General features: G+C 68.9%; 11 protein-coding genes. 9 read left to right on the top strand and 2 right to left on the bottom strand.

All coding sequences use genetic code 11. From position 1 onward, the window contains the following. Window positions 1–100 precede the first annotated feature (100 nt). Window positions 101–550 (bottom strand): GNAT family N-acetyltransferase, encoded by a 450-nt coding sequence (locus EZ304_RS02380; RefSeq protein WP_142806165.1) that lies wholly within the window; start codon window positions 548–550, stop codon window positions 101–103. Window positions 551–616: 66 nt separating this feature from the next. Between EZ304_RS02380 and EZ304_RS02375 the strand changes: the two genes are divergently transcribed. From EZ304_RS02375 to EZ304_RS02335, 9 genes are all read left to right on the top strand, one after another. Continuing rightward, window positions 617–1,552 carry a TIGR03571 family LLM class oxidoreductase gene (locus EZ304_RS02375; RefSeq protein ID WP_142806164.1) on the top strand — a complete coding sequence of 312 codons (936 nt, stop codon included), beginning with the start codon at window positions 617–619 and terminating at the stop codon, window positions 1,550–1,552. A 125-nt stretch (window positions 1,553–1,677) separates the two neighbouring features. Beyond that, window positions 1,678–1,989 (top strand): DUF3817 domain-containing protein, encoded by a 312-nt coding sequence (locus tag EZ304_RS02370; protein ID WP_099553359.1) that lies wholly within the window; start codon window positions 1,678–1,680, stop codon window positions 1,987–1,989. A gap of 153 nt (window positions 1,990–2,142) precedes the next feature. After that, window positions 2,143–3,339, top strand: a complete 1,197-nt coding sequence (locus EZ304_RS02365; protein WP_099553361.1) for an MFS transporter — start codon at window positions 2,143–2,145, stop codon at window positions 3,337–3,339. Then, the gene (locus EZ304_RS02360) at window positions 3,336–4,529 is read left to right on the top strand and encodes an isochorismate synthase (protein ID WP_142806162.1); all 1,194 of its coding nucleotides are present in this window, start codon (window positions 3,336–3,338) and stop codon (window positions 4,527–4,529) included. The genes EZ304_RS02365 and EZ304_RS02360 overlap by 4 nt, the downstream gene beginning before the upstream one ends. Beyond that, window positions 4,526–6,178 carry a (2,3-dihydroxybenzoyl)adenylate synthase gene (locus EZ304_RS02355; protein WP_142806160.1) on the top strand — a complete coding sequence of 551 codons (1,653 nt, stop codon included), beginning with the start codon at window positions 4,526–4,528 and terminating at the stop codon, window positions 6,176–6,178. The genes EZ304_RS02360 and EZ304_RS02355 overlap by 4 nt, the downstream gene beginning before the upstream one ends. Further along, window positions 6,178–6,810: an isochorismatase family protein gene (locus tag EZ304_RS02350; protein ID WP_142806158.1), complete on the top strand. Its 633-nt coding sequence runs from the start codon at window positions 6,178–6,180 to the stop codon at window positions 6,808–6,810. The genes EZ304_RS02355 and EZ304_RS02350 overlap by 1 nt, the downstream gene beginning before the upstream one ends. Then, the gene (locus EZ304_RS02345; protein WP_099498057.1) at window positions 6,810–7,067 is read left to right on the top strand and encodes a phosphopantetheine-binding protein; all 258 of its coding nucleotides are present in this window, start codon (window positions 6,810–6,812) and stop codon (window positions 7,065–7,067) included. The genes EZ304_RS02350 and EZ304_RS02345 overlap by 1 nt, the downstream gene beginning before the upstream one ends. Then, entirely contained in the window at window positions 7,064–10,954 is a 3,891-nt protein-coding gene (locus tag EZ304_RS02340; protein WP_142806157.1) for an enterobactin synthase subunit F, read from the top strand. Before EZ304_RS02345 ends, EZ304_RS02340 begins: the two co-directional genes overlap by 4 nt. Further along, window positions 10,945–11,703 (top strand): 2,3-dihydro-2,3-dihydroxybenzoate dehydrogenase, encoded by a 759-nt coding sequence (locus EZ304_RS02335; protein WP_142806156.1) that lies wholly within the window; start codon window positions 10,945–10,947, stop codon window positions 11,701–11,703. Before EZ304_RS02340 ends, EZ304_RS02335 begins: the two co-directional genes overlap by 10 nt. 119 nt (window positions 11,704–11,822) lie before the next feature. Here the strand turns inward: EZ304_RS02335 and EZ304_RS02330 are convergent, their stop codons facing one another. After that, window positions 11,823–13,280, bottom strand: a complete 1,458-nt coding sequence (locus tag EZ304_RS02330; RefSeq protein ID WP_142806154.1) for an esterase-like activity of phytase family protein — start codon at window positions 13,278–13,280, stop codon at window positions 11,823–11,825. Window positions 13,281–13,292 lie beyond the last annotated feature (12 nt).

Genomic DNA, 13,292 nt, shown 5'->3' with positions numbered 1-13,292 from the left:
GGAACCGCCGGGGGGCCTGCTGATTCAGTTTGCTTATGACGGGCGTGCTGCAGGGCATGACGCCCACCGGGCATCGCCGGGCAACGCCGGGCGGATGCCTTCAGGTCGCTGCCCGCACCATCTGCTGATACACCAACCCATTGAACTCGCCGACCTCGCCGTCCAGCGCGAAGCCGTAGCGCAGGTAGGTTGGCACTGCATTGAGCGAGGCGCGCACGGTCACGACCGGCTCGCGCACCTGCGGAAGCACCGCCTCGAACAAAGCATGGCCGATGCCTTGGCCTTGGCAGGCGGGATCGACGAACAGCATCGCCAGGTGCCGGCCTTCCTTCAGTTCGATCACGCCGACGACGCGACCGTCCTGCTCGGCCACCAGGATGTGGTTGTCACCCTGCAGGCGCGCGCCGAACGCTTCGGCGGCGGCAATACTGCCGAAGGTGGCGATGCCGGCCGCACTTAGCGAAGGCGCCACCGCCGCAGTGAACGCAGCCAGGCACACCGCGCTGATCGCGGGCAGGTCATCGACGTGGGCAGGGCGGATCCTCGGCATGCAGTGTTCTTCCGGTGGTGGGGGGCGCGTCATCGTTGCCGCAGGCCTGCACGCTAAGCTGGCGGCATGAGTGATTTCAATCCTGCTTACGCTGCCTTGTTTCCGCAGCAGGGCCTGAGCCTGGGCCTGATGACGCCGATGGCGTCACATGGGCTGGCCGATCCGCATGACGCCCGACGCATCGCACGACTGGCGGATGACCTGGGCTTTGCCGCGTTGTGGACGCGTGATGTCCCGCTGATGGTGCCGCAGGGTCCGGACGCGACAGCGAGCGCGCTGGACGATCCGTTCCTGTGGCTGGGCATGCTGGCCGCCGCGACCGAGCGCATCGTGGTCGGCAGCGCGGCCATCGTGCTGCCATTGCGGCAGCCGCTGCAGGTGGCGAAATCGGCCTTGAGCCTGGACCGGATCAGCGGCGGACGCTTCGTGCTGGGCCTGGGTTCGGGTGACCGCCCGGAAGAATTCGCCGCATTCGGCGAGGATCTGGAGGGCAGGGCGGCGACCTTCCGTGAGCGCTGGACCTTGTTGCGCGCGGCGCTGTCACCGGAGGCCGATGAGCGGACCGCCGTAGTGCGGGCGACCGGTGGCTTCGACGTGCTGCCGGCGCCGGCAGCCCGCATTCCGATGCTGGTGGTGGGCACTGCACGGCAGAGCTTGCAGTGGATCGCGCGCGAGGCCGAAGGCTGGGCCACCTATCATCGCGAGGAGGCCGCGCAGGAGGGGCGCATCGGCCTGTGGCAGCAGGCGCTGGCGCAACGCGGCGGCCCAGGCAAGCCGTTCGTGCAGTCGATGCTGCTGGATCTGCAGGCCGATCCGCAGGCGCCCGCCGAGCCGCTGCCGCTGGGCCTGAAGGTCGGCCGCGATGGCCTGCGTGACTACCTGCTGCGCGTGCATGCGCAGGGCGTGGCGCACGTGATGTTCAACCTGGTCGACAACGGGCGGCCGATGGACGCGGTGCTGCGTGAGATCGGGGAGCAGGTTCTGCCGCATGTGCTCCGGTAGGTGTCCTCCTTGGTGGACACGCTCCAGCAGTCGAGCACGGCTCGACTCTACATGGGGTTCGCATCTGCGTATCATTCGCATTTGATATCCCGATGCCGGAGCTTCGCGTGACCCAACGTTCCCCCATGCACCCGACCGGACGCCTGTTCGCGGCTGTCGCTTTCATCGAGGCCGTGACCTGGGCAGGCCTGCTCATCGGCATGTGGATGAAGTACGGTCCGATGGCCAACGTGGCGCTGGTGAAGCTGTTCGGGCCGCTGCACGGCGCGGCCTTCCTGGTCTACGTGGCAGTCACCCTGTTCGCGGCGGTGCGCCTGCGCTGGCCGTGGTGGGCCAGTGCGCTGGCGCTGCTGGCAGCCATCCCGCCGCTGGTGACGCTGCCGCTGGAATGGTGGTTCAAGCGCCGTGGCCTGCTGGGTCTGCGTGCAATGCGCTGAACCCACTGTTGCATGCCCATTCAAGAGAATGGGTATCAAATGCAAATACGAGCCGTTATCATTTAAGGATGGTGTCTGGTCCTGAGCAGGGCCGGTGCCGGGTAGGGCGCGCAGGTGCGCCCGCCCATCCTTTCCTGTTACGGCTGGTGTTCCATGCACGCACGTCCCGTCGTTCCCGGCTTGCCGGCGCTGGTGTTGGCTGCCCTGATCGGCACCATGGCGATGATGTCCTTCGTCGCCGTGATCGGCCCGGTGGTCCGCATGCTCGGCTTGTCCGAGTGGCATGCCGGCCTGTCGGTCACCGCCGCAGGCGTGTTGTGGATGCTGGCCGCGCGCCCCTGGGGCCAACTCAGCGACCGCATCGGCCGCAAGCGCGTGCTGATGCTGGCGATGAGTGCCTACACCGTGGTCTACATCGCGCTGGCGGTGTTCATCGACGTCGCCCTGCAGGCGGTGCCGCCGGTACTGGTGTCAGTGCTGGTGCTGGTCGGCGCGCGTGGCCTGATCGGCCTGTTCTACGCGGCGGTGCCTCCTACCGCAGCCGCGCTGATCGCCGACAAGGCACCGACCGGCCAACGTGCGAAATTCCTCGCCCGCCTGGGCAGCGCCAACGCGCTGGGCATGGTGCTCGGCCCGGCCGCCGCGGGCTGGCTGGCCTATACGAACCTGTCGTTGGCGCTGTACGTGGCCGCGCTGCTGCCGTTGCTGGCACTGGCGTTGCTGGCCTGGCGGCTGCCGGCCACGCCGCCCGTGGTGGGCGCGTCCTCACAGCGCCGCACGCCGATGAACCGCCTCGACACGCGGCTGCGCCTGCCGCAGCTGGCAGCGTTCATCGCCATGGTCTCGGTGACCATCGCGCAGGTCACGGTCGGCTTCTTCGCGATTGATCGCCTGGGCCTGGATGCGGCGGCCGGTGCACGCATGGCTGGCATTGCACTCACCGCCGTTGGCGTCGGCCTGATCCTGGCGCAGGCGCTGGTGATGAAGCTGGAGGTACATCCACGCCGCTGGATCGTCCTGGGTGCCCTGATTTCCGGCATCGGCTTCGCTTCGGTGGCAGGCGTGCAGCAGGCCTGGCAGTTGCCGGCAGCCTATGCGCTGGCAGCGTTCGGCATGGGCTTCGTATTCCCCTCGTTCCAGGCGCTGGCCGCCGATGCGGTGGAAGCGCACGAACAGGGTGCCGCCGCGGGCACCGTCGCTGCCGCGCAGGGGCTGGGCATGGTGGCCGGGCCGATGCTCGGCACGCTGTTGTATCGCGGCGGGCCAAGCCTGCCTTACCTGCTGGTCGGTGCGCTGCTGCTGTTGCTGTGCGCGCTGGCTGCAGCGCATCGGATGAAGGAGACCCCATGAACGATTCCCTGATGCCGGGCGCGTGGCCGGAGGCCGCGCCAGCGCCGCAGGAGAGCACCGACGACGCGTCGCTGTTCCTGCTGCAGCATGCGGGCCAGCACGTGCATGCACGCGGCTGCCGCGCCACGCTGCCGGCCGGTGCACTGGCGACACTGGCAGAACGTGTTTCGGATTTCTTTGCCCAGCAGCGTGGCGGCCCGGGCCTGCTGGTTGGCGCCGTGCCGTTCGAGCCGCGTGCGGACGATGCGCTGTTCCAGCCCGAGCGCCTGCTGCCGGCGCTGGCACTGCAGCCGCAGGCCGCACCGCCGCTGGACGGCGCCCTGCGCGCCGAGCCCGCGCCGGATGCGTACGCGGCGTCGGTGGCTGCTGCGGTGCAGGTACTGCGTGCGCCCGAACTGAGCCTGCAGAAGGTGGTGCTGGCGCGCAGCCTGCTGGCACATACCCGCCAGGCGCTGTCTCCGGATGTGCTGCTGGCACGCCTGGGCGCGGATCCGTCGGTGGCGACCTACGCGGTACCGTTGCCGGTGGAGCTGGGCCAGGCCCCGGCGTGGCTGGTGGGGGCGACCCCGGAACTGCTGCTGCGCAAGCGCGGCGCCGAGCTGTTGTCACATCCGCTGGCGGGCTCCGCGCGGCGCAGTGCCGATGCCGCCGAGGACGAGCGTGCGGCGCAGGCGCTGCTGGCCTCGACCAAGGACCACGACGAGCACCGCCATGTGGTCGAAGCCATCGTCGAGGGCCTGGCACCGTACTGCAGCCACATCGATGCGCAGCCGCGCCCGGTGCTGCATGCCACCGCCAGCATGTGGCACCTGGGCACCCGCATCCACGCCACCCTGAAGGATCCGCAGACGCCGGCCGCCGAACTGCTGGCGCAGCTGCACCCCACGCCGGCGGTCTGCGGTACTCCGCGGTTGACGGCGCTGCAGCGCATCCGCGAGCTGGAACCGGTGCCGCGCGGCTTCTACGCCGGTGCCGTGGGTTGGTTGGACGCGCAGGGTGACGGTGACTGGTACGTGGCGATCCGCTGCGCGCGCCTGCAGGGCACGCAGCTGCGCCTGTACGCCGGTGCAGGCATCGTCGCCGATTCGCACCCCGAGGCCGAGGTTGCCGAAACCGCAGCGAAGTTCGCTGCCCTGTTGAACGCGCTGGGTGTCCATGAATCCGCGCCTGTCGTCGAGCCCGCAGCATGAACACCTCCGCTGATTCCTCCCGCCTGCCACTGCAGCAGATGTGGCCCGACGCGCTGGTGGCGCGCTATCGCGAGGCCGGCTATTGGCGTGGCGAGACCTTCCCGGCGTTCCTGCGCGAACGTGCAGAACGCTATGCCGACGACATCGCGGTGGTCGCCGGTGATGTCCGCCTGAGCTACGCGCAGCTGTGGCATGAGGCCGGACGCATCGGTGCCGGCCTGCTGGCACTCGGCCTGCAGCCGGGCGAGCGGGTGCTGGTGCAGCTGGGCAACAGCGCGGGGTTCATCACTACGGTCTGCGGTCTGTTCCGTGCCGGCCTGGTGCCGGTGTACGCGCTGCCGGCGCACCGGATCACCGAGCTGGTGCACTTCGCCAGCAAGGCCGAAGCCAGTGCCTACATCACCACCGAGCTGCACGATGGCTTCGATCATCGCGGGTTGGCGCGGGCGCTGCAGGCCGAAGTGCCAGCCGTGCGCCATGTGGTGATCGACGGCGATGCGGCGGAGTTCATCGCGCTGGAGGCACTGCAGGGCGATCGCAGCCAGCTGCCGGCCGATCCGGACCCGCAGTCGGTGGCGTTCCTGCAGATTTCCGGCGGCAGCACCGGGCTGTCCAAGCTGATTCCGCGTACCCACGACGACTACATCTACTCGTTCCGTGCCAGCAATGACCTCTGCGGTATCGACCGCGACAGCGTCTACCTGGTCGCGCTGCCGGCGGCGCACAATTTCCCGATGAGCTCGCCTGGTTTCTTCGGCGCGCTGTATGCGGGTGCCCGCGTGGTGCTCAGTCCCGGCCCCGGGCCGGATGCGGCCTTCCCGCTGATCGCCCGCGAGCAGGTGACCTGCTGCGGCCTGGTGCCGCCGCTGGCGCTGCTGTGGGCGCAGGCCGCGGCTACGAGCAAGCATGACCTGTCCAGCCTGCAGGTACTGCAGGTAGGCGGCGCCAAACTGGTGCCGGAAGCCGCACGGCGGGTGATCGACGGTCTTGGCTGCACGCTGCAGCAGGTGTTCGGCATGGCCGAAGGCCTGGTCAACTACACACGGCTGGATGACCCGGAGGAACTGATCGTGGCCTGCCAGGGCCGGCCGATCAGCCCGGATGACGAAGTGCGCGTGGTCGATGACCATGACCAGCCGGTGGCCGAAGGCGAGGTGGGGCATCTGCTCACCCGTGGCCCCTACACCATCCGCGGCTACCACAACGATGCGGTGGCCAATGCGCGCTCGTTCACCGACGATGGCTTCTATCGCACCGGCGACCGCGTGCAGCAGCTGCCCGGGGGCTACCTGGTGGTGCAGGGCCGCGCCGGTGACCACATCAACCGTGCCGGCGAAAAGATCTCCGCCGAGGAGATCGAAGACCACTTGCTGGCACATCCGGGCGTGTTCGATGCCGCCGTGGTCTCCATTCCCGATGAGTATCTGGGCGAGCGCAGCTGCGCCTTCGTGATTCCGCAGGGCGAGCCGTTCAAGGCGCCGGCGCTGAAGTCCTGGATGCGCGGGCGCGGCCTGGCGGCGTTCAAGGTGCCCGACCAGGTCGTGTTCGTCGACAGCTTCGATACCACCGCGGTCGGCAAGATCAGCCGCCGCGAACTGCGCGCGCAACTGCGCGCGCGTCATCTGCAACAGACAGGAGGAACGCGCTGATGGCGCTGCCCCGTATCACCGATTACCCCTTGCCGACTGCCGCCGAGCTGCCACAGGCACGCGGCCCGTGGCGCCCGCAGCGCGATCGCGTCGCGCTGCTGGTACACGACATGCAGCGCTACTTCCTGGCTGCGTTCGACGCCGGCAACGCACCGCCGCGGCCGGCCGTGGACAACATCGCACGCCTGCTGGCGCATTGCCGGGCGCACGGCATTCCGGTGTTCTACACGGCCCAGCATGGCGACCAGGACCGCCGTGACCGTGGCCTGCAGGCCGACCTGTGGGGACCGGGCATGCGTCGCAGCGCCGACCATGAACCGATCATCGAGGCGCTGGCACCGCAGCCGGGCGAGCACGTGCTGGTGAAGCACCGCTACAGCGCCTTCCAGCGCAGCAACCTTGAAACACTGATGCGGGTACGTGGCCGCGACCAGCTGCTGGTCACCGGCGTGTACGCCCATATCGGCTGCACCGCGACCGTGGTGGAAGCCTTCCAGCGCGATATCGAGGCCTTCATCGCCGCCGATGCGGTGGCGGACTTCTCGCGTGCCGATCACGATCAGGCGCTGCACTGGATCGCGCGCACCAGCGGGGTGCCGATGACCACCGACCAGCTGCTGGAGGTGCTGTGATGGCTGCCACGGGTGAGGTGCTGGATCTGGAGCGGATGCGTGCTGACGTGGCGCGCGTTCTGGAGTGCGAGCCAGCAGAAATCGGTGACGACGACAACCTGATCGACCTGGACCTGGACTCGATGCGCATGCTCGGCCTGGTGCTGGCCTGGGGCAACACCGGCCTGCCGCTGGAGTTCTCGCAGCTGGCCGAGCACACCACGTTGCGCCAGTGGTGGAACGTGGTGCAAACGCTGCAGGCCGCGCAGAACGCATGAACGCCGTCGCGCTGGCCACGCCGGTGGCATTGACCGAGGCCCAGGCCGGACTGTGGTTCGCACAGCGGTTGGCACCGGACAACCCGTCATTCAATACCGCGCATGCGGTGTGGATCGACGGCCCGCTGGACGTGGCCGCGTTCGTCGCAGCGGCAGACCAGGCTGCGGTCGAAGCCCAGGCCTTCGCGCTGCGCTTTGCCGAAGGAGCCGATGGCCAGCCGCTGCAGTGGCACGACCCGGCACACGTGCCGCTGCTTTCTGTGCGTGATGTTTCCGCCGAGGCGGATGCCGCCGCTGCGGCACGCAGCCTGATGCAGGCTGACCGGCTGAGCCCGGTCGACCCCACCCGCGACCGGATCAGCCAGCAGGTGCTGCTTGAACTGGGCGGGCAGCGCTGGGTCTGGTACCTGCGGGTGCATCATCTGGCCGCCGATGGCTACGGCATGGCGCTGTTCACTGATCGCGTGTGCGCGTTGTATGCCGGCCGCATGGGTGAGTCACTGCCGGGGCTGGCGGGCGTGCTGGCCGATGATGCAGCCTATCGTGCCGACCCGCACCGCGCGCAGGCCGGGCAGTGGTGGCGTGAGCATATGCAAGGTGCACCGGCGGGCGTAGGACTGGCGGGTACGCTCGCTGCCAGTGACGACGCGCTGCGTTGGGTGCAGCCGCTCGATGCGGCGTTCCGTGAGCAGTTGCTGCAGGCATCGGTACGCTGGTTGCAGCCCTGGCCGGATGTGCTGGCGGCGTTGTCGGCCGAGTACCTGCGGCGGATGAGCGCCGCCGATGAAGTGGTGCTGGGCGTGCCCTACATGGGGCGGCTCGGCAACGCGTCGGCGCGGGTGCCGGCGATGGTGATGAACGTGTTGCCGCTGCGCGTGGCGGCCGGCGAGGGCAGCGTCGAGGCCTTTACCCGCGGCCTGGGTCGCCAGCTCAGCCAGGGCCGCAAGCACGGCCGCTACCGCGGTGAGCAACTACGCCGGGACCTGGGCCTGGTCGGCGCGCAGCAGCGTCTGCACGGCCCGCTGGTGAATGTGCAGCCGTTCTACAAGCCGCTGGCGCTGACCGGCGTGCAGGCGACGCTGGAGGTGCTGTGCACCGGGCCGGTGGATGATCTGACACTGGGCTTCCGTGGCGATGGCCAGCACCTTCTGGATCTGGAGATCGAGGCCAATCCCGCGCTGTACAGTCGCGACGATGTCGAGGCGCACGCGGCGCGGCTGCTGCACTTCGTGTCGGCGGCACTGCAGGCTGACGATATCGCAGCCGTGCCTCTGGCGACGCCCGCGGAGGCGCAGCAGGTGCTGCACGGTTTCAATGCCACCGCGCACGCATTGCCGGAGACGACCCTGGTCGAGCTGCTGCAACAGGGCATGGATCGGGACCCGCACGCACCGGCGCTGGTGTTCGGCGACACTGCGTTGGATTACGCAACGCTGGAAGCGCGCAGTTTCGCGCTGGCGGCACAGCTGCGGGCGATGGATGTCGGCCCGGGCAGCGTGGTGGCGGTGGCATTGCCGCGCTCGCTGGAGCTGGTGATCGGGCTGCTGGCGGTGCTGCGTGCCGGAGCCGCCTACCTGCCGCTGGACCTTGCCCATCCCGATGAGCGCCTGGCGCGTGTTCTCGCCTCGGCGCAGCCGGTGTGCGTACTGGCCGCCGCGGAGGTTTCGGCGCGCATGGCTGGCGTACCGGTGCTCGCGCCGGAGCAATGGACCGCGCTGAGTTTCGCCGCGCCATGGGCCGATCCAGCGCCCAGCGATGCGGCCTATGTGATCTATACCTCCGGTTCGACCGGCGAACCCAAGGGCGTGGTCGTCGAACACCGTGCCATCGTCAACCGCCTGCTGTGGATGCGCGAGCACTACGGCATCCAGGCCGATGACCGCGTGCTGCAGAAGACCCCGGCGACCTTCGATGTCTCGGTCTGGGAGTTCTTCCTGCCGCTGCTGTGTGGAGCCACCCTGGTGGTCGCCGGGCCGGACGCGCATCGTGATCCCACCGAACTGGCGCGCTTGATCCGTGGGCATGGCATCACCACGGCGCATTTCGTGCCGTCGATGCTCGATGCCTTCCTCGCCGTGCCGGCCTCGGCAGGGCTGCAGCTGCGCCGGGTGTTCACCAGCGGTGAGGCGCTGGACGCTTCATTGCGCGACCGTTTCCACACGCGCGTGCACGCAGAGCTGCACAACCTGTACGGCCCGACCGAAGCTGCGGTGGATGTCAGCTACTGGCCGGCGTCGGCGCAGGACCGCTCGCGGCCGGTGCCGATCGGGTTCCCGGTCTGGAATACCCGCCTGTACGTGCTGGATGCCCGGATGCAGCCGGTGCCGGTGGGCGTGGCCGGTGACCTGTACCTGGGTGGCGTGCAGCTGGCACGTGGCTATCTCGGTCGCGATGATCTCACTGCAGAGCGCTTTCTTGCGGATCCTTTCCTGCCGGGCGAGCGCATCTACCGCACCGGCGACGTGGCGCGCTGGCGCCGCGATGGTGCGGTGGAGTACCTGGGCCGCAGCGACCATCAGGTGAAACTGCGCGGCCTGCGCATCGAACTGGGCGAGATCGAGGCGGCTTTGCGCGAACTGCCGGGCATGGAGCGCGTGGAAGTGCTGCTGCGCCAGGATGCTCCCGGCGAAGCGCGTCTGGTGGCCTATGTGCCAACCGCGCTTGCCGACGCCGTGACGCTGCGCAGCCACCTGGCCACGCGTGTGCCGGACTACATGGTGCCCTCGGCATTCGTCGGCGTGGACCACTGGCCGGTGACCGCCAACGGCAAGCTCGACCGCAACGCGTTGCCGAAGCCACCGCAACATGAAGTTGCCGGCTTGGCGCCGCGCACGCCGTTGGAACAGGAGCTGGCGTTGCTGTTTGCCCAGGCACTCGGGCGTGAGGCGCCGGTGGCGGTGGATGCGGACTTCTTCAGTCTCGGCGGTGACTCACTGTCGGCGGTGCACTTGCTGCTGGCCATCGAGCAGCGCTGGCGCTGCGACCTGGGTCTGGGTGCCTTGTTCGCGCAGCCCACCGTGGCCGCGCTGGCGGTTCGCATTGCCGAGCCGCCCGCGCTGGCCGATCACGCACTGGGGCCGGTGATCGCGCTGGCCGCGACCGAAGCTGCCGGGGCCACGCCGCTGTTCGTGCTGCACCCGGCCGGTGGCATCGCCTGGAACTACCGCACCCTGGCCCGGGCACTGCAGCCGGCACGCCCGGTGTATGGCCTGCAGTCGCCGGCACTGGACGCGCGGCAGCCGCTGCCAAGCAGCATCGAGGCGATGGCCAACGACTACGTACAGCGCGTGGTCGCACTGCAGCCGAAGGGGCCGGTGCATCTGCTGGGCTGGTCGGTGGGTGGCATCCTCGCCCAGGCGATGGCGGTGCGCCTGCATGAGATCGGCCGCGACGTCGGCGAGCTGGTGCTGCTGGACGCTTATCCCAGCGAGTGCTGGCGGGCCGAACCAGAACCCGATGCCATCGCTGCATTGCGGGCACTGCTGGCGATTGCCGGTCATGACCCGGATGCGCATCCGGAACTGGACAGCCGTGAACGCATTCTGGCGTTCCTGCGACGTGGCGGTAGTGCACTCGGCAGCCTGCCGGAGGTGGTGCTCGATGGCGTGGTGCGCGCGGTGACCGGCACCAATCGACTGATCCGCGAACACATCCACCAACCGTTCGACGGCACGCTGGTGCACGTCCGTGCGGGTCGTGATCATCAGGCGCGGCCACAGCTGCAGTCGGCGTTGTGGCGGACCCACGCGCGCAAGGTGCAGGCGCTGGAGCTGCCGTTCCTGCACGCCGAACTGACCGGCCGCGATGCGGTGGCGCAGCTGGCACCGTGGTTGTCGGCGCGCCTGCGCCAATGGGACGAGCAACAGGAGATCGCAACATGCAGTTGACCGGTTTTGAAGGCCGTGTAGCGTTGGTGACCGGTGCATCCGGTGGCATCGGAGAGGCACTGGTACGGCTGTTGGCCGAGGCCGGCTGCACAGTGGTAGCGACCGATCGTGAGGCGCCACACGTGGCCGATACGCGGGTCAGGTCGTTCGCACTCGATGTGACCGACAGCGCCGCCGTCGACGCCCTGGTGGACCAGGTCGAGTCCAGCATCGGGCCGATCATGCTGGCCGCCAGCGTGGCCGGCGTACTGCATGTGGGCAGTGTTACCGAAACCGGCGACGATGACTGGCGCCGGGTGTTCGCGGTCAATGCCGATGGCGTGTTCCATGTCGGTCGTGCACTTGCGCGGGTGATGTCGCCGCGCCGGCAGGGCGCGATCATTACCGTCAGCTCGAATGCGGCCGGCGTACCGCGGCACGGCATGGCGGCGTATGCCGCGTCCAAGGCCGCAGCCACCATGTTCACCCGCTGCCTTGGGTTGGAGCTGGCGCCGCTGGGCATCCGCTGCAACATCGTCGCCCCGGGCTCAACGCTGACCCCGATGCAGACCGGCATGTGGCAGGACGAGCACGGTGCCGAGCGGGTGATCGCCGGCAACCTGGAGACCTACAAGGCCGGCATCCCGCTACGCAAGCTGGCGAACCCGGAAGACATCGCCCATTCGGTGATGTTCCTGCTGTCCGAGCAGGCCGGGCATGTGGCGATGAGTGACCTGTACGTCGACGGCGGTGCCACCCTGCGCGGGTGATAGCACCCCATCTGCGATGAAATGGATCGCGGGTTGTAGAGCCGAGCCCATGCTCGGCTGCTTTCTGCCTCAGCCGAGCATGGGCTCGGCTCTACAGAGAGCGTGACGTCTGTTCTTCGTCAGGGCAGGGTCAGGCGGTACACCAGCACGCGATTATCGTTGTCGTAGGCGCTGTTGCAGGCCTGGCCCTGCATGCGGCAGTGGCGGGCGATGAAGTCGTTGTCGTTGCCGATCAGCAGCAGTATGTCGTTCGGGTGCTGCGGGTCCAGCGCCGGCAGCACGTCCATGGCTTCCCACTTCTCTGACAGCAGCCCAGCATGCGGGCCGCGCTTCGTGTCCAGATCCAGCCCTGCACGGGCCAGCTGCGGCCGGTCGAGCAGGTTCAGCAGTTCGTCGCTGCGTGCGGGCACGATGCCGTCCTTCAACACGGTGTCCGCCGGGTCGGCCAGCACCGAGGCTGTGCCGGTTTCGTAGGAGCTTCCGGCCAGGTTGCTGGCTTCGGCCACATCCACCAGCAGCACCGACTTGTAGACGATCGGGTCATCGCCGTCCTTGCCCAGCCCGTTGCCGTCGCGGGCCAGCAGCAGGAAGCGATGGTCGTCCAGTGCGCGCAGCTCGCTCTGCGCGGCGGTACGGTCCAGCTTGCCCTTGCCATCGTGTGCGTAGGCGGGCAGGGCCATCACGTAATGGCCGATCGGCTGCTGTGGCGTCGGTGAGGTCGTCACGTCGTAGACCAGTACGCGGGTGTTGATGCGGCCCGCCGCGTTGCCCTGCGCGCTGTCCTGCAGCGTGGCGCTCTGCAGGGCGACGAACAGTCGGGTGCCGTCGGGAGACAGGCCCATGCCTTCCACGCCCTGGTTGTTGCGGCGGCCGGTCTGCGGTGGCGCCAGTGAACCGAACGCCGGCTTGCCCTCGCGCTGCGGACGGATCGCAGGTGGTGCCACGATCACACCCTGCAGCTGACCCTGCGCATCGAAGTAGTAGACGTTGGCGGTGTACTCATCGCCGATGTAGAAGTGGCCATCGGCGGTGAACTGCAGCGACTCGGCATCCAGCGAGACCTTTCCCGCGCCTGCGCCGCTGGCCGGCGAGGGCAGCACCACCTCGCGCTGGGTGACCGTGTGGTCACCCGGGTCGGCACCGGTGAACGGCTGGCCGTTGAAGTCCTTCAGCACCACGCCCTTGTCGGACACCATGGTCAGCGTGCCAAGCGCAGGCGTGCCCGGGGAGATGTCGATGCGCAGCTGCATGCGCTCCACGCGGCCGGTGTAGTCGTAGAACAGGCCGGCCTCGGGGTCGTTGCGGCCGCGGTCTGGCAGCGTCCATAGCAGGCCTTCGTAGCCGTTGGCGGTGCGCTTCCAGGTGCCGGGCTGCACCGCCAGCGACGAGAACGAGCCCAGCGTATCGCCCAGGAAGTCCACCGTGCCTGCGGGCAGCCGCCCGGCGGCGACCAGGCCCTGGTCCACATAGGTGCGACCGCCCAGCTGCAGGGTGCGTGGCGGTGCGCCAGCGGCCTCATGCGGAGCGGAGTATCCGCTGGCGGAGAGGGTGGCCAGCAGCAGGGCGGTCGCGAGCATCGGTGGACTCCG

This window comes from Stenotrophomonas maltophilia (genome assembly GCF_006974125.1).
In the GTDB taxonomy this organism is placed as follows: domain Bacteria; phylum Pseudomonadota; class Gammaproteobacteria; order Xanthomonadales; family Xanthomonadaceae; genus Stenotrophomonas; species Stenotrophomonas maltophilia_O.
The sequence above is the reverse complement of the archived record's forward strand: the minus strand, read 5'-3'. Positions and strand labels throughout refer to the sequence as shown.

Coding starts and splice junctions, on each gene's coding strand:
- EZ304_RS02380 (WP_142806165.1), bottom strand. CDS start 550: ATGCCGAGGATCCGCCCTGCCCACGTCGATGACCTGCCCGCGATCAGC.
- EZ304_RS02375 (WP_142806164.1), top strand. CDS start 617: ATGAGTGATTTCAATCCTGCTTACGCTGCCTTGTTTCCGCAGCAGGGC.
- EZ304_RS02370 (WP_099553359.1), top strand. CDS start 1,678: ATGCACCCGACCGGACGCCTGTTCGCGGCTGTCGCTTTCATCGAGGCC.
- EZ304_RS02365 (WP_099553361.1), top strand. CDS start 2,143: ATGCACGCACGTCCCGTCGTTCCCGGCTTGCCGGCGCTGGTGTTGGCT.
- EZ304_RS02360 (WP_142806162.1), top strand. CDS start 3,336: ATGAACGATTCCCTGATGCCGGGCGCGTGGCCGGAGGCCGCGCCAGCG.
- EZ304_RS02355 (WP_142806160.1), top strand. CDS start 4,526: ATGAACACCTCCGCTGATTCCTCCCGCCTGCCACTGCAGCAGATGTGG.
- EZ304_RS02350 (WP_142806158.1), top strand. CDS start 6,178: ATGGCGCTGCCCCGTATCACCGATTACCCCTTGCCGACTGCCGCCGAG.
- EZ304_RS02345 (WP_099498057.1), top strand. CDS start 6,810: ATGGCTGCCACGGGTGAGGTGCTGGATCTGGAGCGGATGCGTGCTGAC.
- EZ304_RS02340 (WP_142806157.1), top strand. CDS start 7,064: ATGAACGCCGTCGCGCTGGCCACGCCGGTGGCATTGACCGAGGCCCAG.
- EZ304_RS02335 (WP_142806156.1), top strand. CDS start 10,945: ATGCAGTTGACCGGTTTTGAAGGCCGTGTAGCGTTGGTGACCGGTGCA.
- EZ304_RS02330 (WP_142806154.1), bottom strand. CDS start 13,280: ATGCTCGCGACCGCCCTGCTGCTGGCCACCCTCTCCGCCAGCGGATAC.